The 25,208-nt window shown below is 40.4% G+C and carries 22 protein-coding genes; 9 read left to right on the top strand and 13 right to left on the bottom strand.

All coding sequences use genetic code 11. The annotated features are described in order from the left end of the window. Window positions 1-470: 470 nt before the first annotated feature. From ADH67_RS05325 to ADH67_RS05310, 4 genes are all read right to left on the bottom strand, one after another. The gene (locus ADH67_RS05325) at window positions 471-2,030 is read right to left on the bottom strand and encodes a 2-isopropylmalate synthase (RefSeq protein WP_066592093.1); all 1,560 of its coding nucleotides are present in this window, start codon (window positions 2,028-2,030) and stop codon (window positions 471-473) included. Between the two features lie 135 nt (window positions 2,031-2,165). Beyond that, window positions 2,166-3,044, bottom strand: a complete 879-nt coding sequence (pssA, locus tag ADH67_RS05320) for a CDP-diacylglycerol--serine O-phosphatidyltransferase (protein WP_089275712.1) — start codon at window positions 3,042-3,044, stop codon at window positions 2,166-2,168. A 21-nt stretch (window positions 3,045-3,065) separates the two neighbouring features. Next, window positions 3,066-3,827: a phosphatidylserine decarboxylase gene (locus ADH67_RS05315; protein WP_066592086.1), complete on the bottom strand. Its 762-nt coding sequence runs from the start codon at window positions 3,825-3,827 to the stop codon at window positions 3,066-3,068. A 163-nt stretch (window positions 3,828-3,990) separates the two neighbouring features. Further along, window positions 3,991-4,740 (bottom strand): SIMPL domain-containing protein, encoded by a 750-nt coding sequence (locus ADH67_RS05310; protein WP_066592084.1) that lies wholly within the window; start codon window positions 4,738-4,740, stop codon window positions 3,991-3,993. 484 nt (window positions 4,741-5,224) lie between these two features. Between ADH67_RS05310 and ADH67_RS05305 the strand changes: the two genes are divergently transcribed. Next, window positions 5,225-6,214 (top strand): NAD-dependent epimerase/dehydratase family protein, encoded by a 990-nt coding sequence (locus tag ADH67_RS05305; protein ID WP_066592082.1) that lies wholly within the window; start codon window positions 5,225-5,227, stop codon window positions 6,212-6,214. Window positions 6,215-6,365: 151 nt separating this feature from the next. On the opposite strand, the gene ADH67_RS05300 is transcribed toward ADH67_RS05305, so the two are convergent. The 3 genes from ADH67_RS05300 to ADH67_RS13625 all read right to left on the bottom strand — a co-directional run bounded on the left by ADH67_RS05300 (window position 6,366) and on the right by ADH67_RS13625 (window position 8,054). Further along, on the bottom strand, window positions 6,366-7,031 hold the full coding sequence (locus ADH67_RS05300; RefSeq protein ID WP_066592079.1) for a DNA-3-methyladenine glycosylase family protein: 666 nt from the start codon (window positions 7,029-7,031) through the stop codon (window positions 6,366-6,368). After that, the gene (locus ADH67_RS05295) at window positions 7,021-7,380 is read right to left on the bottom strand and encodes an antibiotic biosynthesis monooxygenase family protein (RefSeq protein WP_066592077.1); all 360 of its coding nucleotides are present in this window, start codon (window positions 7,378-7,380) and stop codon (window positions 7,021-7,023) included. The genes ADH67_RS05300 and ADH67_RS05295 overlap by 11 nt, the downstream gene beginning before the upstream one ends. A gap of 137 nt (window positions 7,381-7,517) precedes the next feature. Further along, window positions 7,518-8,054, bottom strand: coding sequence for a methylated-DNA--[protein]-cysteine S-methyltransferase (locus ADH67_RS13625; RefSeq protein ID WP_066592075.1), 537 nt, complete (start codon window positions 8,052-8,054; stop codon window positions 7,518-7,520). A gap of 120 nt (window positions 8,055-8,174) precedes the next feature. Between ADH67_RS13625 and ADH67_RS05285 the strand changes: the two genes are divergently transcribed. After that, window positions 8,175-8,921 carry an AraC family transcriptional regulator gene (locus ADH67_RS05285; protein ID WP_066592073.1) on the top strand — a complete coding sequence of 249 codons (747 nt, stop codon included), beginning with the start codon at window positions 8,175-8,177 and terminating at the stop codon, window positions 8,919-8,921. Between the two features lie 16 nt (window positions 8,922-8,937). On the opposite strand, the gene ADH67_RS05280 is transcribed toward ADH67_RS05285, so the two are convergent. Together ADH67_RS05280 and ADH67_RS05275 are read right to left on the bottom strand one after the other, a co-directional pair. Next, a complete protein-coding gene (locus tag ADH67_RS05280) occupies window positions 8,938-10,146 on the bottom strand; it encodes a MalY/PatB family protein (protein WP_066592072.1) in 1,209 nt (402 codons plus the stop codon). 332 nt (window positions 10,147-10,478) lie between these two features. Next, the gene (locus ADH67_RS05275) at window positions 10,479-11,159 is read right to left on the bottom strand and encodes a hypothetical protein (RefSeq protein WP_066592061.1); all 681 of its coding nucleotides are present in this window, start codon (window positions 11,157-11,159) and stop codon (window positions 10,479-10,481) included. Window positions 11,160-11,379: 220 nt separating this feature from the next. Here ADH67_RS05275 and ADH67_RS05270 point away from each other — a divergent pair, with 220 nt between their 5' ends. Then, the gene (locus ADH67_RS05270) at window positions 11,380-12,294 is read left to right on the top strand and encodes a DUF805 domain-containing protein (RefSeq protein ID WP_066592052.1); all 915 of its coding nucleotides are present in this window, start codon (window positions 11,380-11,382) and stop codon (window positions 12,292-12,294) included. A gap of 519 nt (window positions 12,295-12,813) precedes the next feature. Next, complete coding sequence (locus ADH67_RS05260) at window positions 12,814-13,584, top strand: DUF805 domain-containing protein (protein WP_066592049.1); 771 nt, start codon at window positions 12,814-12,816, stop codon at window positions 13,582-13,584. A gap of 10 nt (window positions 13,585-13,594) precedes the next feature. Here ADH67_RS05260 and radA read toward each other — a convergent pair whose 3' ends face one another. Further along, on the bottom strand, window positions 13,595-15,025 hold the full coding sequence (radA, locus tag ADH67_RS05255) for a DNA repair protein RadA (RefSeq protein ID WP_084081448.1): 1,431 nt from the start codon (window positions 15,023-15,025) through the stop codon (window positions 13,595-13,597). Window positions 15,026-15,183: 158 nt separating this feature from the next. On the opposite strand from radA, the gene wbaP reads away from it, so the two are divergent. Next, window positions 15,184-16,635, top strand: coding sequence for an undecaprenyl-phosphate galactose phosphotransferase WbaP (gene wbaP / locus ADH67_RS05250; RefSeq protein ID WP_066592047.1), 1,452 nt, complete (start codon window positions 15,184-15,186; stop codon window positions 16,633-16,635). Between the two features lie 19 nt (window positions 16,636-16,654). Here wbaP and ADH67_RS05245 read toward each other — a convergent pair whose 3' ends face one another. Continuing rightward, complete coding sequence (locus ADH67_RS05245; protein ID WP_066592045.1) at window positions 16,655-17,635, bottom strand: NAD(P)H-dependent glycerol-3-phosphate dehydrogenase; 981 nt, start codon at window positions 17,633-17,635, stop codon at window positions 16,655-16,657. A gap of 551 nt (window positions 17,636-18,186) precedes the next feature. Between ADH67_RS05245 and ADH67_RS05240 the strand changes: the two genes are divergently transcribed. The 3 genes from ADH67_RS05240 to ADH67_RS05230 all read left to right on the top strand — a co-directional run bounded on the left by ADH67_RS05240 (window position 18,187) and on the right by ADH67_RS05230 (window position 22,627). After that, the gene (locus ADH67_RS05240) at window positions 18,187-20,157 is read left to right on the top strand and encodes an acyltransferase family protein (protein ID WP_066592042.1); all 1,971 of its coding nucleotides are present in this window, start codon (window positions 18,187-18,189) and stop codon (window positions 20,155-20,157) included. Between the two features lie 462 nt (window positions 20,158-20,619). Beyond that, window positions 20,620-21,543 (top strand): O-antigen ligase family protein, encoded by a 924-nt coding sequence (locus ADH67_RS05235; RefSeq protein WP_158212627.1) that lies wholly within the window; start codon window positions 20,620-20,622, stop codon window positions 21,541-21,543. After that, window positions 21,521-22,627, top strand: a complete 1,107-nt coding sequence (locus ADH67_RS05230) for a glycosyltransferase family 4 protein (protein WP_066592038.1) — start codon at window positions 21,521-21,523, stop codon at window positions 22,625-22,627. The genes ADH67_RS05235 and ADH67_RS05230 overlap by 23 nt, the downstream gene beginning before the upstream one ends. Here ADH67_RS05230 and ADH67_RS05225 read toward each other — a convergent pair. Both ADH67_RS05225 and ADH67_RS05220 read right to left on the bottom strand, forming a co-directional pair. Beyond that, window positions 22,566-23,549: a hypothetical protein gene (locus ADH67_RS05225; RefSeq protein ID WP_066592036.1), complete on the bottom strand. Its 984-nt coding sequence runs from the start codon at window positions 23,547-23,549 to the stop codon at window positions 22,566-22,568. The genes ADH67_RS05230 and ADH67_RS05225 overlap by 62 nt on opposite strands. Then, complete coding sequence (locus ADH67_RS05220) at window positions 23,549-24,328, bottom strand: glycosyltransferase family 2 protein (RefSeq protein ID WP_201415715.1); 780 nt, start codon at window positions 24,326-24,328, stop codon at window positions 23,549-23,551. Before ADH67_RS05220 ends, ADH67_RS05225 begins: the two co-directional genes overlap by 1 nt. Here ADH67_RS05220 and ADH67_RS05215 point away from each other — a divergent pair. Further along, the gene (locus ADH67_RS05215; protein WP_084081447.1) at window positions 24,210-25,208 is read left to right on the top strand and encodes a glycosyltransferase family 2 protein; all 999 of its coding nucleotides are present in this window, start codon (window positions 24,210-24,212) and stop codon (window positions 25,206-25,208) included. The genes ADH67_RS05220 and ADH67_RS05215 overlap by 119 nt on opposite strands.

Below are 25,208 nucleotides of genomic sequence, written 5' to 3'. Positions count from 1 at the left end.
CCTAACTCCCATTTTCGCTTTGGTAAAACTCCCAATTTCGCCCTGGAATAAGCTCTCAGAATCGCCTAGGAAACTACTCTCAAAATCCCGTAGGAAGTTACTCTCAATTTCCCTTTTGCTTAACAAATGTCGTTTTGTACGAGGTAAAGAAAATGACGCTTAGTTACAATTACATCTGAGTGAACTTGTGAGCTTAGAAATTTTGTGAGTTCCCTGTCATGCAGTATCGAAAGGACCCATAAATTCTCTTTTTAACTGTCGACCCTCCCACAGACAGTAGTCGCCATCCATAGTCGATCGGCGATTTTTTTTTGCCGGCAATTTGCCCAATAAAAAATCCTTTATAAACAAAAGAATCCTGGGAAAGACATTTAGAAAATTAACAGCGCGATCTTCGGCTTAGCTGTAAAAGAAACAGCACACAAAAGTTCGAACTTTCATGTGCCGCTCTGAATTGAAATTAGAAGAAATTAGACCGCTGCCGCGTCGTTTCCGAATTGCGGATTCTTCTTCTCTCTTACAACATTGAGTTTATTCAAAGCATCCAGATAGGCTTTGGCAGAAGCTGCCAAAATATCCGGGTCTGCTCCATTGCCATTGACCATTCTGCCGCCAAATGACAATCGGACTGTAACTTCGCCCTGAGCTTGGGTTCCAAGAGTCAATGCATTAACGGAGTAAAGAAGAAGTTCTGCCCCGCTCTTCGCACAACTTTCAATCGCATTGAAAGTTGCATCGACCGGGCCGTTTCCTTCGGCTTGACCGTGACGTTCTACTCCGTTTTCCAGATAAACAATTTCTGCATAGGGACGCTTGCCGGTTTCGCTAGCCTGTTTCAAAGAAACGAATTTAATGTTTTGCTGCTCGGTGTATTGCTCATCAAATAATGATTGAATATCTTCATCAAAAATATCCGTCTTTTTGTCTGCGAGCTCTTTAAACCGAGCAAAAGCTTCATTAATTTCTTCTTCACTCTTTGTAGGAATACCGAGTTCTCTTACGCGCTGACGGAAGGCAGATCTACCGGACAATTTTCCGAGAACAAGCTTGTTGGTATTCCAACCCACTTCCTCAGCCGTCATGATTTCGTAAGTGTCTCTAGCTTTTAAAACACCGTCCTGGTGAATACCCGAAGCATGAGAGAATGCATTGGCACCAACAATGGCCTTGTTCGGCTGAATCGGGAATCCTGTGATAGAAGAAACCAACTTGGAAGCTGGAACCAGTTGTCTCGTATCGATATAGCAGCCGAGGTTAAAGAAATCTTTTCTTGTCTTAACGGCCATTACAACTTCTTCCAAAGCGCAATTGCCTGCTCTTTCGCCCAGACCGTTGATAGAACACTCAATTTGGCGGGCACCTCCGAAGTGGACACCGGAAAGAGAATTAGCAACAGCTAAACCGAGATCATTATGACAGTGAACAGACCAAATAGCTTGATCCGAGTTGTACACATGCTCTCTTAGATTCTTGATAAATTCTCCGAAAACAGATGGAACGGCATATCCGACGGTATCCGGAATGTTAATCGTGTTTGCTCCCTCTCTGATAGCTGCCTCAATGATTCGATATAAAAATTCAGGTTCAGATCTGGAGGCATCTTCACAGGAGAATTCGATATCGTCCGTGTATTTTTTAGCCTCACGGATCGCAGAAACCGCAGCTTCAATTACTTGGCCTGGCTGCAAATTGAGCTTTTTCTCCATATGCAGGGGAGAAGTAGCAATAAAGGTATGAATTCTCTTTCTGGGAGCGGCTTGAATAGCCAAGCCAGCCTTTTCGATATCTCTAAGGTTTGCTCGTGCCAAAGAACAGACTGTTGAGTTTTTAACGACCTGAGCAATAGCTTGAATAGCTGCGAAATCACCGGGAGAACTCGCTGCAAAACCAGCTTCGATAACGTCTACTCCCATTCTTTCTAATTGTTTAGCAATTCTTAATTTGTCTGCCTGCCCCATTGTGGCGCCCGGGCTTTGCTCACCGTCTCGAAGAGTGGTATCAAAAATGATTAATTTTTCCGGTGTATTCATATAATTTTCTGAATTTAAGGTTTATAGGCTTAGAGTTGTATCTAATCCTATCAATTATATTGAGGTGTGAAAAGAAATCGTAGTTTTCGATCAATAAAAAGGCGCCACTCGGGCGCCTAACTTTGATCAAATTAATTATTGCCGATCTTGAGCCTCAACAGGTTCCTCCGGCTCGTCTAATTCGATCTCATCTTCTTTGGGTCTGACCGGATTATCTTGCCCTGTGTACCAAAGATAGAACTGGTAAATAAATCCGCTGAGTGCGTAGCAGCAGAAAAGGACAAATACCACTAAAGCAGGATCATTTGCTACAATAAACAAAACAACCACAGCAGCAATCAGAACCCAGAAAGGAACGCTCTTACCGGAATGGAAGCTCTTTCCGGAATAGAAAGGAGCGTTGCAGACCATGGTTAAGCCGGCATAAACTGTGATAACCAAGGCGAGCCAAGGCAGCCATGCAGCATTAACCGGAATTCTTTGATCAGCAGCAAGCCAAACGAAACCAGCTACAAGAGCAGCCGCTGCCGGAGAAGGAAGACCTTGGAAGAAACTCTTATCAACTACACCGACATTAGTGTTGAAGCGTGCCAGTCTCAGAGCCGCGCCTGCACAGTAAACAAATGCAGCCGCCCAACCCAGACGTCCGAGATCATGCAAACACCACTGATACATAACTAAAGCCGGTGCCATGCCGAATGCACACATATCTGCCAAGGAGTCGAATTCAACACCAAATTGGCTGGAAGTATGAGTCAAACGCGCTACGCGTCCGTCGCATCCGTCCAAAACCATGGAGACGAAAATGGCAAGAGCAGCTTTCTCGAAATCTCCCTGTATTGCTACGACCACTGCGAAAAAGCCCGAAAAAAGACTGGAAAGAGTAAATAAGTTCGGAAGAAGATAGATCCCCTTCTTCTTTACCGTGTCAATTCTTTCCTTGACAATAGCCTGAGGAGTGATACGGGGTCTAGGAGCGAGATTTAAACGTCTTCTCGAGCGAGCGGCTTTCATCTTATCGCTTGGTGTGGGCATTTATGCCTCCTGTTTTTCAGCTGTTTGAACCGGCTGAGCAACCGGGATTTCAACTTTTTCAGAAGCTTCTAATTCAGGAACAGGCTGACCTTGGACCGGTTCCTCTAATTTTTCCGGATTCAAAAGGGCAATCACTGTATCAGTAGCTCTGACCTTCTGTCCTACAAAAACTAAAACTTCTGAATTTAAAGGAACATAGATATCAACTCTGGATCCGAAACGGATGAAACCATATCTCTGTCCTCTTTCAACTTCTTCACCAACATGCAGATGGCAAATGATACGGCGTGCAACTAAGCCGGCAATCTGTACGAAAGTGATAACAGGACCTTCATCGGACTTGACGACAACAGCGTTTCTTTCATTTTGCTCGCTGGCCTTGTCCAGGTCGGCGTTAACGAAAGAACCGGGGATATATTCGATGGCTTCAACTTTACCGCCAACAGGGCAGTAGTTTGAGTGAACATTGAAAACATTCATGAAGGTAGAGATAAGCATCTCTTCCTTGCCTGTATACGGGTTAATACATTTTTGAATCTTGCAGATTCTGCCGTCAGCACCGGCTAATACAGCATGAGGTGTCTGGCTGACTGCCCTGGGCGGATCTCTGAAGAACTGAATAACGAAGGCCAACAGGACAAAGCAAAGGAAGGATATAAATCCTCCGAAAAGGAGCCAAACAAGAAGGGCCACAAAAATTGAAGCGCCTATGATGCCCCAACCTTCTTTAGCAAGAATGGGGTGGGATGAATTTGGTCTCACGAATAAATCTCCTTATTAGTTTCCGCAGATTCAATCAACTTCTGCGACTGTTTGTGCATATCTTGATTATTTTAGTCAAAAACCCTAGTGCATGAGCGCCAAAGAGCAAATAAAAACGCAAAATTAACCGATTTTCAACTAATCATTCGGGTTTGCAATCGGGTTACTGTGGGCTGTCGGGTAGAATTTTCAGACTTGCCCGTGCGGATAGCTCTACATTTGAAGTACCCGCTTCGAAAGACGGCATCGTCACCCCTGCAGAAGAATCTGCCGCCATCATGGAGCGCACAGCGAAGTTTCTTGGAGCAGAATCAAATCCTTGATTAAACTCAAGCTTTTCTATATAAAAAGTTTCAACCGGAAGTTTCATCGCCAATGCAACATTGGCTGCTTTTTTGTTGACGTTTTCGACAACCATGCCAATTAATTTTTCCTGAGTAAGTTCTTTGGTTGCTTTTGTCAGACCGTAGTTAATGTTGTCTAGAGCCAATTTGGCATTTTGTGCGGTTTGAACGAGAGCAGGAACCCCTTCAATATCTTCAGTCTGAACCTGGATACGCTGAACGGCTTTCCAGCCGACAATTTCAGGGGCCTGCCCTGCTTTTGGTTTGGAATAGACAGGAAAAGCGGAGTAACCGTAATTTTGAATTTTTGCTAAAGAGGAAAAATCAGAGATAGTCTTTTGTGCCTCGGCCATGATCCCATTTAGATTTGACTGAGCCGTAGGAAGATCCTTACTCTCAGAAACAGCCGAAAAAACCATCACTGCCAGATCATTCGGAATTTCCGAACTTGCTTGTGCAACAAATGTAAGATTTGAACCAGCCGGCAATGACTTTAGTTGGATACTTTGAGCCGCAGCTCCTGTAGAAAGAATAACTGCGGCAGTAATAGCTGTTAAATATCTAATCATTTTTTTCCTTTGTTTGAGTAGACTTCAATGATATACAAATAGCACGGAAATGTTCCTGTCTGAAGAAACTCGAGGCTCAAATTAAAAAATGTCAGCAATTCTGTAAAACCTTGTTATTTTGTATACCAATTCTTAATTTGGTTAAAAGAAAACTAGAAAATTATTGGTAGTATTGTCCATGTTGTTTGCAGGGGTGAAGAAAAATCTAAATAAGTCTGTGATTTATCCACCTCATAATCCTAAGTAATTTCCATGGATAAGTAGTTTATTTAGTCATATTAAATAAGTTTGTAATATAGCGAAATTATGCTCCTACATTATGAAATAAATGACAAATATCAAAGGTTTTAATTCCATTTAACCCCTAAAACTGACAAATTGAAATATAGGCTATAAGTACTAAGTGTTTTTACTCTATAACAAATCCCAATTTTAATTTTGAAAGCAGTTAAATAGAATGAACCCAATAATATGAGGTGCAAGTTTGAAACGTGTTGCAGTTTTTGGTGGTGCCGGCTTTATTGGCACCAACCTCGCCTATCGTCTTATTGAAGAAAATCGGCAGGTTTATAATTTTGATAACCTTTCGGGTTCGGGAAATCTGCTCAATATCGCTGATTTGATGCAGAAGCCTCACCATATTTTTGCCCGCTGCGACGTTTCCCATGCTGATGAAGTCCGTCAAGCGCTTCTTACAGCTGCAGTAGATACAATCTTTGTCACAATCGCTCCCAGGAATAAGTCTGTGGAGGATGCTCTAGAGGGATTGAAGACTTTTTTAGATTCGTTAACTCTTTGGAGAAACAGGTTTGTTCGGAACCCTGAGAATGCGCAAAAGATTATTTTTCTGACAACCAGAACCTGCAAAAATGGTTTTTCAGAGAAAGCTGTACAGATGATTGACGGTTACGCCTCACAGGGGCTGCCTATAATAACTTTATCCGTTCCTTCGGTTTTCGGTCCATTCCAACAACCAGACAGCCCCACTCCTTTCATGATTTACCGTGCGATCGAAGGAGAAAGCATTCCGGTCGTTCCGGAAGCTCTTATTGACGATCCTCTCGTCTCCGTAGATGATGTTGTATCAGCCCTTCTTTACATAGAAGAGAACGGGAAGCTTGGAAAGCATTACCGCCTCCTTCCTCCGGCCTCCCAACTTTCACAGCTTGAGATTGCTAACACCATCTGTGACGTTCTCAATGCTGAAGTTCCTCCTCCAATGGGAAAGTATCAAGCTTTGATTGATGAACTGGATAACCCGGCGATTCAAAATGGAATTTCAAACAGCTGGGAGAATGAACTCATTCCTCTTCAGATTAAAAATCCAAAAGAAATAAAAGCCGCTCTGAATGATACGGTTAAGTGGTACTTAAAGCATCCGGCTTGGTATTCTCAATCTAGAACCAGATTTTTTGATCTCTGGCAGGACAGCAATAACATTTTTAATTTTTCCGGACTTCAAAAAGTCAGTTGACCATAAACAAGGCTGCACCTTTCGTTCCTGACAATTACTGGTGCAGTCATGAGCTTTGCTGAAAAATTCTGGTGCATCTTTACAAACTAACCTGACTTTCACCGGACAACGCTGCAGAGCTATGTTCTCTCAAGACTTCAAAAACTATTCTTCATCTTTTCAACGAGCGTTTTTTAGTTGCATAGTCCTTCATTTCCAGGACTGCTCCGCCGGCAACCGCCCAAAAGTAAAGACTTGCCACAGATGCGTAAGGAGATAAACGTTTTTTATATTTTTCAAAAAGTTTTTTAGAGATTTGTCGATGATGGTAAACCATCCGCATTCCTCTCAAGATGGCTAAGTCACCGAAGCTCAATATATTTGGACGCCGCATTGAAAAAATTAAAAGCATTTCTGCTGTCCAAACTCCTATTCCATCGAGTTTGACCAATTCTTTGCAGACTTCGTTGTCAGACAGGAACCTCAGCCTCTCTATGTCTAAATCTCCGTCCACAACTTTCTTAGCCGCTACTTTGATGTATTCCTCCTTCTTAAAAGTAATGCCAAAGGTTTGCAAAGTTTCTTTATCCAAGCCTGCAATATGTGTAGGAATCAGCGGATATCCAAGTTCATTCTCCATCCTCTGCCAAATTGTGGAGTGATCCTTAGTAGAAATCTGCTGACCGACAATTGAGTGGACCAGGGCGGAAAATAAATCCGGGATAGTCTCTCTTTCAATGTGGACAACTTTATCGATGACCTTCCCTAAGCGCTTATCTTTGGCTTTGAAGTAACTTATTTCCTTTTTGCCATAAACGAAGAAAGCCTCATCCTTCATCGTTTTCTTCTAGAAAGTATTTATTTGAATCTTCCGGAGCTTCTTCCCTCTCCTTATCTCCGTATTCCCTCACTGCATGAGCAACGGTTATTCTGTAACTTTCGAACAATTCAGACCGTCCTTCTTTCTGAGATATCCGATGTGCAATTGTGTTTCTCCATCTGTCAACATCTTTTTCACTTTTCCAGACATTCAAGGACAAAAGCTTGTCTTCATCCTTCAAACTAACGAATCTCTCTGTACGGACGAGTTCTTCTGCCCCGTTGAGCAGATGTTTAAGTTCTTCTGCTAACTCGAGATAATGATCTTTTTTGTTAGGTAAAAGCCTTACCTCAAAAATTACGAACACATTTTGATTTTTTTGTCAATTTTCATTTGATCTTGCCATTAAAGAGGATTCTAAAAATATTCATTTGCCGTGCACCTTCAGCCCCCTTTCATTGAAGCTCCGTTTGGTTCCCAGTGAACTCCTCTTAGCCACCGAGCTCAAGAGAGATAGAACTTGGAACGTTCATGGGATAACAGCCACGTTTTAGCCTCAAAGCCTCCACCATAGCCAGTGAGCTTGCCGTTTGCTCCAATAACTCTGTGACAAGGAACAATAATAGAGAGAGGATTAGATCCAACAGCCCCGCCGACAGCCTGGTAAGCTTGGCATCCCACAGTTGCAGCTATCTCACCATAGCTCTTTGTTTCACCAAAGGGAATATCCAGAAGTGCAGTCCAAACTCGTTTCTGGAAATCTGTTCCTATAAATTCAAGCGGAAGATCAAAATTTTCCCTTTTCCCTTGAAAATATTCGAACAACTGCGTCTTCGCTTTTTCAATAACCGGAGAAGTTCCGGTTTCAAACTCCTTCTTTGTCAAACGACGAAAACGACTTAACGTTGGTAAACGATGCCAACCCTCCACCCAATCACTCATGACAAGGGTATTTCCGATAGAAGCTAAATCTAGCCAGCCGCAAGGGGAACACCACTCTTGGTGAATAATTACATCGTTGTAGTCGGTAGTTTTTATCATTTTGACTCCTTGTAAAAATATAATGCTGACTTGAAATAAACTTTAAAGAGGTGCTGTCTCAACCTCTTAAATCAACTCAATTAAGGAAACCAAGCTCGTTCTTTATCTGAACAGTTAAATATGCAAAGCGAAACCTCTGACAAGTGGCAATCCGTCTCTAAAGACTACATAGCGGGAGAAATGCGCCCGGCCCACAAACATTCAAGAGCCCAGCTTCTCTATGCTTGCGAAGGCATAATGCTTGCCACCACACGCCAAGGAAGAAGAATAATTGCTCCTTATCAAGCTCTTTGGATTCCTGCCGGCATTGAACATACAATCACATTTTTATCAGCTACTAAAATGCGTTCTTTGTATTTTGATAAGAGCGAATACAAAGATATCTTTGAATCAAAAAGCATTAAGGTTTTTGCCGCAACTGCTCTAATTCGAGAACTTATCGCTACTCTTTTTCAGCACCAATTCCCCGGGGCAAAGCAAGAAATGAGACACCTTCTTCTGCTTCTAGTCCAAGAGACAAAAGCTTTTAACGCAGACGTCTTAATGCCCGAAGAAGAACCGTTACGTTCAGTGCTCAACGATTTACTTCATCATCGTGCCTGGTCAACCAGTGCACAAGAGCTAGCCAATAAATTAAATGTGACCCCGCGAACCTTAACTCGTCACTTTATCCGAGCTACCGGTATGAGCTTCCGAGATTGGAAACACCGGATGCGTCTTATATTTGCTCTTGAAAAAATTGCGAACGGCTCTCCGGTGAAATCCACCGCCATTCAAGCCGGCTATAGCGACGCATCGGCATTTTCAATTCAGTTCAAGAATCTTTACGGCTCCTGTCCGAGAGATTTTTTCAAATCCGACAACTAATCTCCGATCTATTGGATTAAATAAAAACGTACTTGAGCAGTCGGTCACACACTTCCTTTATCTTGGCAAACGGAATCCCAACGTTCATTCGGATTCCGCAGGGAACATTGAAAGCCTTCCCGTCTCTCCAAATAACACCGGCTTCAACCCCTCTTAATAAAACTTCTTCAATGGCTACCCCATGTTTTTGACACCATTGAGAACATTCAAGCAACATCACGAATGTGCCTTGAGGCTTAACCAGTCGGATGCCCTCAAAATTTTGATGAATAAAATGAGTAGTGTAAGTAATGTTCTCTTCAAGAACTTGTTTAAGTTCATCCAGCCAGATTCTTCCTTGTTCTGAATAAGCACCTATTAGTGCATGCATTGTCAGAACGTTCATATCGTTGTAGTGAGATGTGCAGCTCTGCCAAGAAAGTCGATCCATCAGTCTCTGGTTATAAACAATATGGTATGCACCGACAATTCCGGCTAAATTGAAGGTCTTTGACGGAGAATAAAAGGCCATTGTCCTTTCTCTTAGTGCCAGAGACACAGTTTGAAGCGGAATGTGGCGGTTTCCGAATAATGAGAAATCAGCCCAGATCTCATCACAGATAACGTAAATATCATATTTTTCACAGAGATCTGATAAGCGTTCCAGCTCCTCTCTGCTCCATACTCGGCCGGTCGGGTTATGAGGAGAACAAAAAAGGAGAGTATGGATTTTGTATTGTTGGATTTTTCTTTCCATATCAGCAAAATCCATTCTCCAAACTCCAGCTTCATCTACTACCAAATCACTCAAAACAATCTCATAACCATTTCGCTTTAACTGAGTTAAAAAACCAGAATAAATGGGTGAGTGAACAAGGACTGCTCCTCCCCGATCCGTGAGGACGGATAAGGCACTTGTGACACCACCTAAGACGCCGTTTTGGTACCCAATGTTTTGCTCTGACAAATCCGTTACGCCGAAGCTGTCTTTTTGCCATTTCTTGATTGCTTCGTAATATTTTGCAGAGGGAGCAAAATAGCCAAAGATTGGATGATCCAAACGTTTTTTGATTACTTCGATTACGCATGGGGCTGTAGCAAAGTTCATGTCTGCCAGCCATAATGGAATTGGGTCAAATCCCGGTTTTGGATTTCCAACCGGCAATTGCCATAAATCATTTTTTAATCGATCCGCAGACATCGAATCGTGTCCGCACCTATCAACCCATGTCTCAAAGTCAAACATTTTTTCCTCGGTAAAAACTAACGGTTTAATTGGTTTTAAAAATCACCTAATCAACCTAAGCAGAAATTACTTGCCGAGGGGGAGAATTAGCTCATAACTCCTGACCCCATCAGCTTTTAATTGAAATCAGTCTACCAAAGGCAACATTTTCTTAAAAGACAAAGAGTTTTTGTTAACAGACAAAAAAAATGAAAACTCACCGCTTACAGATAGCCAACATAAGTCTTTAACGGAGAGTCTTATTGCAATTACTTTGAATTTAGAGCTTTAAAAGAAAAAATGCCCCTTTAAGAAGGCAGCTTTAAACCGTCAACTTAAAGGAGATTGAAGATTTAACGGGTTGGTTTCGACTTCCAATAATCTTCTTCCGTATCCGGTTGGAATACTGATGTGATGCTCACAGCTTTCATTGATGGAACGTACCCGAGGCCAGGCTGAACCATTTCTTGGAATCTTGGATCACTAATTGTTTTAAGAATTGACCAGGCAACAGCCTTATCTAGTCCAGCGGCTAATCGTGAGCAGCCCTCTCTCATGTTCTTTAAACCGTCAGTCGGAGCGTTATAGGTAATTTCTTGTTTAAGCATACCGCCATTGGAAGAAAAGATTTCCATTTTGATCCGCCATTGAAGCTGAGTCGGCTCAGCAATAATTTTGACGGAATCGATGAGGTTATAGAGCTTTACCTTTGGCTTTTCTTGATTGAGCATTCCAACACTGGAAAGATCGGTGATGAACGCATTCTTCCAATAATGAGCGAAAGCGTCCCTCAGATCTGAAAATTCTCCTTCACCTGGAACAGCAATTCTGTCGCCAGCACAATCCAAATCTATTATTTTGACTACTCTTACTTGTTCAACCCCAATGTCTTTTGCGTCGATGCGATGCCATGCACGCTGAATTTGTGCGTTAGGCTCGAAGGAATAGCTGTAATAAGGCTCTGTTGTTTTACAAGCAGTTAACAAAAGAGCGGCAGAGACTGCCAAAGAAATAGAGAGAAGTGTTTTCTTCATGAGAGGAATTTACCTATTCAGATTTTTTGAGGAATTGTATCGCACCTCTTACCTCAAACTTTTGACTTCCGCTGATTTTCCATCTATTACCTTAAATGGAAACAGGAATCTTTCGTAAAGCCTATGAATTGGTCTCCGTATTCAGCCATTCTTTCTCGAAACAAAACCTATATCTTCTGTGCCTCTCATCAGCTATCATCTTATAAAAGGAGAAGGCGATATGTTGAATTGGTACCGCTATTGCTTAAGAAAATACTTTGATTTCAATGGCAGAGCATCCAGAGCTGAATTCTGGTCATTCGCGCTAATTAATATTTTTGTTCTTTTCAGCTTTTCTCTTCTTACCGGAACTATTCATGGAGAAACCACATCCGGAGAAAAATACAGAGTAATGCTCGCTGCGCTGAACAACTCTCCTACCTTAGTTTCTGTTCTCACTATTTTGGAGGTTGTATTCGGCGTATTTATTTTTTGTCCGGCTCTGGCTGTTACCGTTAGAAGACTCCATGATAGAAACCATTCCGGCTGGTGGGCGGTAGGACAGTTCATTCCTTTCTTGAACTTTCTTGTTCTAATTTTTTTAATGCTTGATTCACAAAAAGCTCAGAATAAATACGGTGCATGCGCTCCAGCTAGTCCAGACGACGTTGTCCATTCTGAAAACCAGACCTCCGATAATTTTTTCTCTAGATATTTACGACCAAACAGAAAAAGCTCCTATAGTTTTCTCTCTCAACACCAAAGGCTAAGCAGTCCGCATTCTGATGCTCCTTCAGCCTCTAATCTTCTAAAAGATGAGAAGAAAGAACTGGAAAGAATTGTTGACGAATTGCTATCCGAAGACTTTCCTGGCTCTCTGGAGGATTTTGACCGAGAGGTTGAAGTAAGATTAGACAAAGCTATGGGAAGAGACCCTGCTTATCCAGATGAATTTCTTTCCGGAACGTCTTTTGCTCGACACCGTATAGAAGAAAAAGGATATGAAATAGCCAGGCGGCTCGATGCTCTAGCAGAGCGTCAGCCCCCGCTCTCCAAGGAGGAAATGGATAGGGAGGCCGAAAAAATCATTAATGAAGGATTGGGGAGGCATTGGAAAACACAAAATGTTTCTTCCGAAACTTCCTCTGCGATCTAACTAGTTGAAGAAAAAGGAGATGAAATAGGAAGAAAGCTCGAAGCTCTTAACGAACGCTCACCTGCACCTTCAAAGAATGAACTTGCTAGAGAATTTCAAAAAATAGTAGATGAGGCATTGGAAAGAGACACAAACGATCAAGTTCTCTCTTCCCAAATCTTTTTTGCCTCCAATCTAGACAAGATGGAATGAGGTAATGAGCAGACTTGAGGAACTAGCGTCCCGAAAACCGCCACTCTCTCAAGACGAACTTGATAGAGAAGCTTTGGTAACCTCGGTAGAAGTGTTGGGCAGATAGGATCCCCTTGATTATTCATAATCAGAACTTTAAGAATATTGTCTTTCCTGTTCTCAGATTCTGAATGAAAATATTTCAAGAAAACCAACTTGTTGTGTTTTGCAATATCGCCCAACGGAATCAAAATTTGGTTTTTCTTGTCCTTTACTTTTTTGGGTGATAATCTCGCTCAGCCTTTTGCAGGTACTCTAAGATATCAACGCTTATAAGGAGAAGAAGCCATGTTTCGTTGGTATTTTTATTGTTTTTCTAGATATTTAACTTTTAAAGGAAGAGCATCCAGAGCTGAGTATTGGTCATTTACTTTAATCAATATCGTCATTCTGTTTTGTTTAGCTCTTTTTGGTGGCGACATAGATGCCGTACTTACCTCCGGCGATTCCATTAAAACTCTTGTCAATCCCCTCGCAGGCCAGCCTGAATTGGTTTCTGCTATCTCCATCATCAATGCGGCGTATAGCCTGCTAGTTATTTGTCCGGTTATTTCGGTGACAATTCGCCGCCTCCACGACCGAGATCACACAGGATGGTGGATTTGGGCTCAATGCATTCCTATCCTGAATGTTGTTCTTTTGATTTTCCTCTTGTTAGGCTCTCAGCGCGGTCCTAATCAATACGGTTTACGGGCTCCAACCAGCCCCTCGGATATTGTGCCCGAAGGTTATATGAGCCCTTATGGTTATTTCCAAGCAGAGGATCCTTCACAACATCCTTACAACAATAGTAATATCTATCAAAGACAGCCTGAGCAAAGCTATTATCGCCAGCCTGCTCCGGTTCAGACCAACAACTATCAAAACGTAGGAGAAGGAAGCGTTATGGACGAAATGATGAAGAGCAATGAAAAAAATGCAGACGTTCAGGCCGGCATTGATCAAGGAAAAGCACAAACTCCGGCACAACCTGCCAGCAAATCCTCAACTCACCGTCCGATGGGAGCTGAGGAATCCAGTATGGTAGATTATTTAAAACGCCTTTCCCGAAAGAAATAATCAACCGAAATTAAGAATCAAAAGATTCTGCTTGAGAGACTTGAGAGCCGAAAACGGCTTTCACAGCCTCTCTTAAATTTTCTACCGGTACGATTTCAACTCCCAGCAACTCAGCAACTTTGTTCTTCTTCGGAACAATAATTCTCGTAAATCCAAGTTTTGCAGCCTCTTTAATTCTTTCCTGGCCTCTGGAAACCGGACGAATTTCCCCGCCCAACCCTACTTCGCCGAACATGGCTGTTTTGTTAGATACAGCATGATTGGTCATAGAAGAAACAATAGAAATCAAAACCGGCAAATCACTTGCCGTTTCGGTAATCTTTATACCTCCGACGGCATTTAAAAAGACGTCCTGGTCATAAGTCGCCAATGACACATGTCTGTGAAGAATCGCCAGAAGCATGGTCAATCTTTGGCTGTCAGTACCTACCGTCAAACGTTTTGGATTTGGCAGCATTGATTTATCAACCAGAGCTTGAATTTCAATGAGAATGGGCCGCGTTCCTTCCAAGTTGATAAAGGTTACGCTTCCGGATACGCCTTCCCTTCTTTCAGCAAGGAATAAAGCAGAAGGATTTCTAACGCCTCTGAGCCCTTTATCTGTCATTCCGAATACGCCGATTTCGTTGACGGAACCAAATCTGTTCTTACAAGCTCTAAGGATACGATAGTTTGATTCGGTGTCTCCCTCGAAGTAGAGGACTGTATCTACCATATGTTCTAAAACACGAGGGCCCGCCATTGCACCTTCTTTAGTTACGTGGCCAACAAAAATCACGCCGATCCCTTTTCGTTTTGCTAGGCGAGTTAATCGAGCAGCGCACTCTTTCACTTGTGAGACCGAACCGGGAGCTGCAGAAAGCGCATCAGAGAACATGGTTTGAATGGAGTCGATCACAACCCATTGAGGCTGCTGGCTTTCAATAATACTCTCGATCTTTTCCAGTTGAATTTCGCTAACGAACTTCAATCCCTTGGTATCGACTTCCAACCTTTTTGCTCGTAAAGCAACTTGCGTCGGACTTTCTTCACCGCTCGCATACAAACAAACTTGACCGAGGCCAACCATTTTACACATTGACTGAAGCAATAAGGTTGATTTACCAATGCCAGGATCTCCACCGATAAGAACTACCGAACCGGGAACAAATCCTCCTCCGAGTGCTCTTTCTAACTCGCTGAATCCAATGTGAATGCGTGCAACTTCTTCAGCTTTTACATCCGAAAGGTCCAAAATGTCGCTAGTTCCTGCAAGGGCCAAATGAGCTGGCTGAGAATCTTCTTCTGCTCTCGCGTAGCGATTCTGAGAGGGCTCTGCCACCTTGAACTCCTTCATCGTGTTGTAGGCTTTGCAAGACGGACACTGCCCGAACCATTTCACGGTGTCATACCCGCACTCAGAACAAACCCAGTAAGTTCTATTTTTTGATTTTGCTGCCATATTCGATCTCTAATTTCATGCCGGCTAATTGTATTTTCTTTCTGAAGAACTGAAAAGGAGACCCTTCGAATGACTAAAACTTATTCGAGAACCGACAAATCAGAGAAAACACCGACACTAAGGTAAAATCATACTTAGCAACAACCGAACCTTATTAAATGCCTATACCTAAAATAAAAGACTCAGAGAGATGGAGTACTTTCATTCAGCCAGTAATTATGCTGGCTGTTGATTATTGTTCTATTCTTCTCGCTGAATGCGTTGCAATTGAATTTCGAGAATTTATCCTACAGACATTAGGACATACGCACGACAAATTCGACTTAGACAGCTTTTATTTTTTCCTGTTTGTTCCTTTAATTTTTATTGTGTTTCTCCACTGGGGCCGAACTTATATTCGTCTCCTTTCCATCGGAGAAATGATAAGAAGAACTTTCTGGTCAGTTCTTTATTCCGTTGTTGTTTACATCGTCATTTTATTTTTAGCAGGAAAGGCTCCGGTTGTATCCAGACTTTTTGTGACTTTATTAGGCACGTTCGTATTTTCTTTTGTCTGTGTCGGGCGCTTAGTGATGAGGCACCTCCTAAACAGGTACTCATTATTTTTAGAACCGACAATTATGATTGGTTCAGATGAGACAGCTAAGAAGTTTTTAAATTACACAACGTCCAATGTATTTTTCGGCATCCGAGTCGTTGGCCTAATCGATGATAATCCAAAAGGAAAAGCTCTCAGCGGGAAGTTTCCGATCCTCGGTCCAACATCAAAAGCCACTGAAATTATCAAAGGAACCGGCGTTCAGAATGTTTTGATTCTTGCTCCGAAGATGGACCCTAAGAAGCTTAATCTTTTAGTTGATGAGCTTTTTCCTTTGGTAAAAAACGTTTCTTTTGTTCCGGATACCGAAGAGATGCCGGTATCCAATATGGAACTGCATCGTCTTTATTCCGAAAACTTAATTGTTTTATCCGTCAAGAATAATCTTTCCCGTTGGTACAACCAATTTGTTAAAAGGGTATTTGACTTGGTCGTTTCCGTCATTGGAACCCTTCTCATCTTTCCTTTCCTTCTGGTAATTGCTATTCTTATTAAAGCGACCAGCCCTGGTCCTGCAATCTACGCCCATATGCGGTTAGGAAGACACGGAAAGATGTTTCCCTGCTACAAATTCCGTTCCATGGTGAAAGATGCGGATAAGAAGCTTGCCGCTTACCTAGCTTCAAATCCGTCTGCGAAAGCTGAATGGGAAAGAGAACAAAAACTCAAAAATGATCCGAGAGTGACTAGGGTTGGTATGTTCTTGCGAAAAACCTCCTTAGATGAATTACCTCAGTTATTCAATGTCATTATCGGTGACATGAGCCTTGTCGGGCCTCGTCCTATAACGCGCTCTGAAGTCTGCAAATATGGCACTTACTTTTCTGATTACGAGATGGTTCGTCCGGGAATGACAGGGCTTTGGCAAACGAGCGGCCGCTCAGATACTTCTTATGACAGAAGAGTTCGGCTTGATGCTTGGTATGTCAGAAATTGGAATCTTTGGCTTGACATCAGCATGCTGGTAAAAACCGTCCGAGTACTCCTGTCCAAAGATTCCGGTGCCTACTAAACGAGCGCCCTCTGCCTCCTTAGTAAGTGCCTTTAAGAAGCTGAACGAGTCCTTTCATCTTGGTTGGCGAAATTCTCTTCTTGATGATGTTGTTTATGAAATTAATAACCGGAATAGAGACTTGTTTTTCTTGAGCAAGTTCTAATGCGCCTTCCATCGCATTTACGCCCTCAACAACCATCCCAACCTGTTGGAGAGCTTTTTCAACAGAAATACCGCTGCCTAATAGTTGGCCGAATTTCCTATTTCTGCTGTACGGACTGCCGATAGTTGTAATGAGGTCTCCCAGGCCACCAAGTCCCATTAGAGTTTCGGGGGCCGCTCCTCCAGCCACTGCCAAATTTCTCAAATCTGCCATACCTGCTGTGACCAGCATGGAATAAAAGTTAGTTCCGAGACCTTGTTCAAGTGCAATCCCATATCCAATTGCAATAATATTCTTGAGAGCCCCTCCCAGCTGAGTTCCTATCAAGTCATCTGTTGCCGGAAGATAAACATTTGCTTTATTGAAAGCTTTTCGAATTAATTCAACTGCTCGCAAATCTACGGATGCTAATTGCATACCGAAGGGCTCCCCTTTGATTACTTCCTCGGCATGGCTTGGTCCGGATAGAACAGCAACAGAATTATGAGGGAAAGCCTCTTGAATAATTTGCGAAGGGACGAGAAGCGTAAGCGGCTCTAAGCCTTTAATGACCGAGATTAGGAGCTGACTTTCTTTAATAAAAGGTTTTACTACTTCAATAGAGGGGCGCAAGTATTTTGAAGAAACAGCAAAAATTACAATATCAGCGTTAACGAGGGAATCTTCAACACTCTGAGTAAATTCGACTTCCTTTGGAAGGAGCAGCCCTTCAAAATTTGGATGGTATCCGGAACGAAGTGAGATTAAGTTTCTTTTGGTCAAACTTAATACTTTGACTTGATTCCCGGCCTTGGACAAAATGACTGCCAAAGCTGTACCCCAGCTGCCGGCTCCAATCACTGTAATTTTTAACATTTAATCAACTTGCTTTTCTGTACAGGCAGATCTTATTTCAAATTCACAATGTGCATATGAAACATTTCTCAAATTTTAGGTTAATCAGCATTTCGGCCCCATTAAAGTTTGGGCTCTGCGGACCTTGAATAGAAAATCTAACGGTCCTCTGCCTTTTATCCATTCCGCATTATAAAAATTCACGGTAAAAATTAGACTTTTAAGACCTTAAAACATAAAGAAGAGGAAATAAACTCTAAACATCTATTAAAACTCCAGTTTCTGAATGAGTTCTAGATCTTTAAGCAACAAATTGACCTAACTCATTAACGCTTATTACCATTTTCACTCTAGGTTTCCAACGATCAACCTATTAAGAGCTTTATTTATTTTTATCTAGAAATTACCATTAAAATTTTTGGGAAATAAAGAATATCATTCTTAGGAATAGGTATGGACTAGAGACACTTTACTATAATTTCAAAACTTTTAAAAAGAACAGGACTATTTCTACTCACTGTTCCATTAAATATTCTAAGAAGATTTTCCAAAAACCATATGGTCTGAGAGACATGTTTTATTCCCCTCCAAGAATAAATAATTACCGTCCGGACATCGACGGTCTAAGAGCTATCGCTATTTTGACCGTAGTATTTTTTCATACTTTTCCCGAGTTTTTTCCTGGCGGATTTATTGGCGTAGATATCTTTTTTGTTATCTCAGGCTTTCTAATTTCTGGAATTATCTTTAAAAAATTAGAAAAAGAAAATTTTTCATTCACCGATTTTTACTTTCGAAGAATTCGAAGGATTTTTCCAGCATTAATTTTTCTTTTAATTGGTATCACAATTGCTGGATGCATACTTTTGGCCCCTCCTGAATTACGCTTATTGGTTCGTCAGATTTGTTGGGGAGCTTTTTTCGGAGAAAATATTTACCTCATTAAAAGCACAGGGGGATATTGGGATCAAGCTACAGAAATGATGCCATTGATGCATCTATGGACATTAGCCGTTGAGGAACAGTTCTATATTTTTTATCCCTTAATATGCGTGATTCTTTTCAAAATTAAAAAACTTGTCTCAGCTTTAGTCATCCTAACCCTTCTTTCATTTTTTTCCGTTTATTTTTTTAAAGATAATACTATTTTGAACTTTTATTCTCTCCATACGCGTTTTTGGGAACTCGCATGTGGTGGATTATTAGCTTTTTATATAAATAAAAATAACTTTTTATCTATTTTATCTTTAGCCAAGCAAAATTTGTCATCCTTCTCAGGCATTTTGTTAGTCACTATTGGATTAGTTATAACAAATGAACAAGACAAGTTTCCTGGAATAATCACTCTTTTTCCAGTTCTTGGAACTCTCTTGATCCTAATAGGCCAAAACTCCATCTTTAATAAATCCATTCTTTCACATCGATTAGTAGTTTTCGTTGGCTTGATCAGTTATACCTGGTATTTGTGGCACTGGCCACCTTTAGCCTTCTCCAGAATCATTCTTGGGGGAGATATTCCGGGGTTTGGAGCAAGGATTATCCTTATCTTTGTTGGTTTGTTAATCGCAATTATTAGTTATTTCTTTGTTGAAAATCCAATAAGAAAAATGAAGGCGACTTTGAGACTTTCCATTTCTCTGTCTGTAATTCTTTTTTTTGTATTTGCTTCTGGAACGACTATTCGCCTTATGAAAGGACTTCCACAACGGCTGGATAAGGCACAACAATTAGTCTTGGAGAGCGCAGATAACAATTTCCCCCATACCACCGACTATTGCTTAGAGAAATATGGAAAAGGAAGTCTTGATGCTTATTCTTTTTGCTACGCAGAAAAAGGTAAAACTGCCGAGATTGCAATTTTAGGGGACTCACATGGCAGGCACCTCTTAAGAGGCCTTTTCGCGGGCACCTCGAAAGGCATTGTGTTTCTGGGGATGAAAGGAACGCCCGCGATTAAAAACGTATTTGAGGTTACAGCAGAGCCAAACTACATCAAAAAAGGACAGGGACAATCTATGCTCGATAAGGCTTTCGACAAGATACTTAATGATCCGAAGATTAAAACTGTAATTCTGGCATCTAGATGGAATCTTTTTTTGAATTCACCAGGCCTATACAGCTGGCTCAACGACAATAGGGTTGAGCCGAACGATTATACAAAACGTGAGGAGGCTCTTAAACTTTTTATGACCGATTGGTTGAAGCAACTGCAAACTCACAAAAAAAATGTGATGATTATTTTGAATACACCAGAATTTCCCTTTACTGTCTACTCTTGTTACCGACCTATCTTCTCTTTAGACAAATGTGGTGTAAGCCAAAAAGAAGCAACTGCTGCTACTTCTAAGGTAAACGAAATCATCAAGGGGATCTCTTCAAAATTTACAAATGTGGAAGTTATAGATCCTACTAATATAGTTTGTAAAAATGGCTATTGTTCTCTCGTAAATAATGGTAAAGCTGTTTATAGAGATGAAAATCATTTAACTTCATATGGGAGTACTTTGATTGCTCCGGCAATCCTTGAAAAACTAAAAGACTAGTAAAAACCATTTTACTGGGTGAGTATTTAGAAATAGTTAAAGAGACTTTTGGTTATGTGTTGTAAGAGTCAAAACGGCGTAATGCAACGGGGAAAGCGAGAAGATCTCAACTATGGACATTCTCTGTTCTCAACATTTGGATGGATAATCTGTGGAAATAAAATGAACCTCTCAAACTTTTTTAAACGACAAAATTTCTTGGAAAGTTCTCTACTCCTTTGTTTTTGTCTTTGTGCATTTTTTCAATGCATCCAAGTTAAGGTTTCGAACTTATTTCAGATCCTTGTTTATCTTTTTTTTGTTCTCTACTTAATCAAAAATCCTCAGGAAATTAAGACGAGATTCAAAAGATTTCAAATCTTTTTTTTGATTTACTTAATTTACGCTATTTTAGAGTTTTTACCAGTTCTCACCAGCCCTGACATCTTCATAGCCCTAGGGGTGTGGTCCAGAACTTATCTAATGAGAGGGGTTTTATTTTTAGTTCTTTTGCTAAGTTTTAAAAACTGGAGGCCATACTTTCTAGTATTTTTTTCCTTAGTTGTTTCTTTTAGTGTCGACTCCATCGCCTGTCTTTTTATTGATCCTCTACCTAAATTTGGTGGCCGAGTGACTGGATTCTTTGGTCACCCTATGGTCTATGCTGGCTTCGCATGCATTGTTTTGCCTTTTTTCTTCTACAAGGCATTGCAAGAAAATATTCTTTTTAAGAAAGTAGCTTGTATTGCTTTTTGTTTTGCGTTTTTAGTCTTGCTGGTCTTGAATGGCACTCGAGGAGCATGGCTTGCTGTTGGGGCCAGCTTTATCGTAATGCTTTTATTCTTTAAGTTCTCTTTTAAGAGCTTACTGATAGTGTTCTGTATTGCAAGTAGTATTGGTGTGGGATCTTTATATACCTCAGAAGAAGTTTCTAGCCGAATGAAAACCCTAACTTCTTCAGAAATTTATTTGAAATCAGAACGAATACTTTTGTGGAAAAGTTCCTACAAAATGTTTCAAGATCATCCTTTTTTTGGAGTGGGTCTAGGCGCGTATGGCGACCAATATAAAAATAAATATATAGATAACAACGCAAAAGAAAGAAATCTAACCAGAGCTCACAGCAATATATTTCAACTCTTAGGAGAAAGTGGTTTGTCTGGACTTATTGGATACCTGCTTTTATTTGGCTTCCTTCTTCTAAATAGCTTCAGAAATTTTACTAAGTTTAAACAAGGCATTTATGTTGTGATTTTTGTATCAACTCTTTGTCTTTTTCTTCAGGGATTAACAGAATATAACTTAGGGCATTCAGCTGTAATGAAGTTTTATTGGTTATGGGTAGGAGCACTTTTCCCTTTATCTTTATATTTAAGAAATCAAAATGAAAATTGGAATAGCCTGTAATAGTTTTAAAAATGATGGAGGAATGGAGACCTACACATTACAGTTAGTTGAAGCTCTTTTACCTTATTTAGAGTCCAAACCTGTCATTCTTACGAAAAGAATTGATCCAGAACAGAGGCTTCTTAATAATGTAAGTCCCGTCAAGATAAATGTCACTTGGCTACCAAGGATATTAAAAGATCTTTACTTCTCCTGGAAAGTTAAAAAACTTAAGAAACAGTTAGGAATTGATATTTTAATTGGTTGCTGCAGATGTTCGGCCTCAGATATCGTTATGTGTGGAGGCACTCATAAAGGATTTGTTTTATCGAAGGGACGTAGAACTCTTTATGACAGAGTTATTGAAAAAATAGAAACATCTCAGAATAATTCAGCTAAATTTATCGTCGCTCATTCAAAATTAATGAAAGATGAACTCATGAGGCTTTATGGAGTACCTTCCGAGAAAATAAGCGTACTTTATCCCCCAATATCTTATGCAAAATTTCATCCTGTTTCTAAAGATGAAAAAGCAAACTTAAGAAAAAAATTGGGTTTGTCCCCTGAGAAATTATATTTTCTGTTCGTTTCTTCTAGCCATAAGAGAAAAGGATTAGATCTCCTTGCTCAATATTTCTCAGAAAGCGATCTTCCGGTAATTCTTTTAGTGGTTGGTAAAAAAATTGATCGCCCAATCAGAAATGTTGAATATTTCGGTTACTCCAATAACATTGAAGAACTTTATCAAGCTGCTGACTTTTCAATCCTAGCTTCCAATTATGAGCCTTTTGGTTTAGCTGCTGTTGAAAGTATCGCTTCTGGCACACCAATAATCGCATCTAATAAGCTTGGAAGCAACGAAATAATCGAAAACAAATTCAAGTATGTTTTCGAGGCTGGCAGTATAGAAAGTCTGAGAACTCAAATAGAACTTGCGATCAAAAATCGCTCCCCGATAATAAGAGGAAGAGATGATAAAACCAAGTTTAACTATGATCTCTCCGTCCATTACCATGTCTCTAAAGTTTTAGAAATAATAAATTCTATTCATTTGAAAAAAGGCCAAAATCAAGATACGGAACTACTTCATAAGGAAGTAAAGTAGATGGAGAACAATTAAAAATTTTTCGATTGTTCTTCATAAACCAAGCCGAAGCTAATAACATAAATGGAAGGATCCCGGTTTCATAATCGGCTAGCAACCCACTCCTAACTTGGTCCCCTTCCTTTTCATAGAATCGAGGCTGGTTGGAATTTCCTATATCAAATCCTAAAAGGTATACTTCCTCATAACCAAGAAAAGCCGCAATTTGAATTCCGACTGTCATAACCGAACCGCAGTGAAAGACTCCAGCCTTATCAAAGGAAGAGAATATCTTCATGGTAACGTCATTACGTTCAATCCTTTGCTTGTAATCATAAATATTTAAAGATGCTTGACTTTGTACGACCACGTCGGGAAGTAATTCTTCAAAGAGAAAAATCTTTGCGCCCTCCGGAAGGAGAATTTTTTCTTTAAGAAAAGCCCGAAGAACTCTAAAGGAAAAACATAATCTAATCTTGCTCCCACTCTCTTGAACATACTTCAGCACTTCATTCAACAAACGACTTCTTTTTTGTATAAACGAATCATCTGAGATAACGAGTGTCGCTTCTTTTAAAGCGAGCTGTTTGATTAGAATACAACTTCCGTTTAGAAGAATAACTTCTTCATTTTTCAAAACATTAAGATTCTGCTTAGCAATTGATGGACCACTTCCAATAATGAAAATTCTTTTACTTCTGCTATCCATGTTTTTTCTAAGAGATTGAAAAGAAGAAGTTAAAAGGAGGAAACGACTATTGAAATATATCGAATAAACATCGTCAAATATTTCCTCCCCATCTTTTGAAAATGAGAAACTCCTTTTCTTCCATAGACCATCAGAAAAAAGATAAATTTGAGAAAAATCCGGGAGTCCAAAAAGTCTTAAAAATTTTTTAAATATACTTCTGCGTTGTTTAGAACGAAAAGCTGGGGATAACATCAAAATTTCCCTCCGGAATGCCTAAGCAGATAGTATCTTATATATTTTTGAAGAGTATATGAATAGTGATTGGCTGCAAAAATAAACCCAATCTTTCCATCCAGAAATCCTAAATTTATGAAATAAACCTTAAATGCTGCCCACGCAGGCCTAAGCACAATATCTCTAAAGAAAGAAAGCTTTCTTTCTTCTTTAAAATATTTTTCAGCACTAAGCTTTGCATATTGATTCAATTTTCTATAGTACTGATCAGGGTTCTCGTATGGAAAGTGAATCATTCTTCCTTGAAGTTTCTTCTCGGGAAAGGAAGAAATGATCTTAGGATGGACAAAGCCTTCAACTCTGATTCCTTCATTTGGAAAGAACCTCTGAACCCAATCTGGCCTTAAGGTACCATGTTGAGCATGATAGTGTTTAAAGTGATTTTCTCTTTGGATCAAATAAGTCTTTTTTTCACCAGTTCCAATTACGTCTTTTATGCTCTGATACAGACTAGACGTTATACGTTCGTCGCAGTCGAGAAGTAATAACCAAGGCTGAGTGGTCTGGTTAATACCAAAACTTTGTTGACTTCCCCAATCGCCGTTCAGAGAACGCTCAAATATTTTTGCATTAAACTTTTTTGCAAGTTCCACAGTTCGATCTGAACTACCATCATCGATGAGGATTATCTCATTGGCAAATTTGCAGGATTCTAAGCAATCTTCAATATTTTTTTCTTCGTTTTTAGCCAGGATGACCACTGAAATTGGAAGCTTTTTGTCTGTTCCTGTCGTCAATTTAAATTCCTACTCTTTAAAATTTTTGGTACATTTACTTATTCTACTCAGAGTTGCTCTTCTTACTATGAAGTTAAGTTTAATCCTTTCTACTTACAACCGGCCAGACGCTGTGGAAAAGTCCTTACAATCGTTAATGAAACAGAATGATAAGGATTTCGAGTTATTAGTTGCTGACGATGGAAGTACGGCCGAGACTAGAGAGCTCCTTAACTCTTACAGGTCTTTTTTTAAATTTGGATTCAAACATATATGGCAAGAGGACTTAGGTTTCAGACTAAGTGCGTCGAGGAACAATGCTCTTCGTCAAGCAAGAGGGGACTATATTGTTTTTTTAGATGGTGACTGTTTGGCTAACCCAGAATTTATTGCAAACCATAGAAAACTTGCAGAGCCTGGTTTTTTTGTTACGGGTAATCGAATTTTAGCCTCCCCATCTTTTACAAAACAAATTCTGGCAGCTAACGATTTTTCCTTTCCCTCTTTAGGAACGCTATTTAGGCTTAAGAGGAATAAAGAAATAAATAAGGCTATATCGGGTATAAATTTCCCTCGGCTTGATTTCTTGAGAAAACTCTATCCACAAAAATGGCAAAGGCTGAGGGGCTGTAATTTTGCAGCCTGGAGAAAAGATATTTTTGCCGTCAATGGATTTGATGAAGATTTCGTCGGCTGGGGGTTTGAGGACTCAGACTTCGCAGTCAGAATGATAAACAACAAAATTTACAGAAAGTCTGGAAACTTCGCAACCGCAGTCCTGCATCTTTACCATCCAGAAGGGAATAAAGCAAAGGAAGGTCCCAGTTGGGAAAAGCTCTCATATCGCTTAAAGCACAAAGAGAGCTTCTGTGCTAATGGGCTAATAAAAAGTGATTGTTAG

The organism is Turicimonas muris (genome assembly GCF_002221595.1).
In the GTDB taxonomy this organism is placed as follows: Bacteria; Pseudomonadota; Gammaproteobacteria; order Burkholderiales; family Burkholderiaceae_F; genus Turicimonas; species Turicimonas muris.
Note: the sequence above shows the minus strand (reverse complement) of the source record. Positions and strands in the feature narration are given on the sequence as shown.

Bases quoted from the DNA above. Each gene is read 5' to 3' on its own strand.
- pssA (WP_089275712.1), bottom strand. From the start codon at position 3,044: ATGAAAGCCGCTCGCTCGAGAAGACGTTTAAATCTCGCTCCTAGACCC.
- wbaP (WP_066592047.1), top strand. From the start codon at position 15,184: ATGCCTATACCTAAAATAAAAGACTCAGAGAGATGGAGTACTTTCATT.
- ADH67_RS05235 (WP_158212627.1), top strand. From the start codon at position 20,620: ATGAGAGGGGTTTTATTTTTAGTTCTTTTGCTAAGTTTTAAAAACTGG.
- ADH67_RS05285 (WP_066592073.1), top strand. From the start codon at position 8,175: ATGCAAAGCGAAACCTCTGACAAGTGGCAATCCGTCTCTAAAGACTAC.
- ADH67_RS05300 (WP_066592079.1), bottom strand. From the start codon at position 7,031: ATGAAGGATGAGGCTTTCTTCGTTTATGGCAAAAAGGAAATAAGTTAC.
- ADH67_RS05275 (WP_066592061.1), bottom strand. From the start codon at position 11,159: ATGAAGAAAACACTTCTCTCTATTTCTTTGGCAGTCTCTGCCGCTCTT.
- ADH67_RS13625 (WP_066592075.1), bottom strand. From the start codon at position 8,054: ATGATAAAAACTACCGACTACAACGATGTAATTATTCACCAAGAGTGG.
- ADH67_RS05270 (WP_066592052.1), top strand. From the start codon at position 11,380: ATGTTGAATTGGTACCGCTATTGCTTAAGAAAATACTTTGATTTCAAT.
- ADH67_RS05280 (WP_066592072.1), bottom strand. From the start codon at position 10,146: ATGTTTGACTTTGAGACATGGGTTGATAGGTGCGGACACGATTCGATG.
- ADH67_RS05240 (WP_066592042.1), top strand. From the start codon at position 18,187: ATGTTTTATTCCCCTCCAAGAATAAATAATTACCGTCCGGACATCGAC.
- ADH67_RS05310 (WP_066592084.1), bottom strand. From the start codon at position 4,740: ATGATTAGATATTTAACAGCTATTACTGCCGCAGTTATTCTTTCTACA.
- ADH67_RS05225 (WP_066592036.1), bottom strand. From the start codon at position 23,549: ATGTTATCCCCAGCTTTTCGTTCTAAACAACGCAGAAGTATATTTAAA.
- ADH67_RS05260 (WP_066592049.1), top strand. From the start codon at position 12,814: ATGTTTCGTTGGTATTTTTATTGTTTTTCTAGATATTTAACTTTTAAA.
- ADH67_RS05325 (WP_066592093.1), bottom strand. From the start codon at position 2,030: ATGAATACACCGGAAAAATTAATCATTTTTGATACCACTCTTCGAGAC.
- radA (WP_084081448.1), bottom strand. From the start codon at position 15,025: ATGGCAGCAAAATCAAAAAATAGAACTTACTGGGTTTGTTCTGAGTGC.
- ADH67_RS05215 (WP_084081447.1), top strand. From the start codon at position 24,210: ATGAGGATTATCTCATTGGCAAATTTGCAGGATTCTAAGCAATCTTCA.
- ADH67_RS05230 (WP_066592038.1), top strand. From the start codon at position 21,521: ATGAAAATTGGAATAGCCTGTAATAGTTTTAAAAATGATGGAGGAATG.
- ADH67_RS05245 (WP_066592045.1), bottom strand. From the start codon at position 17,635: ATGTTAAAAATTACAGTGATTGGAGCCGGCAGCTGGGGTACAGCTTTG.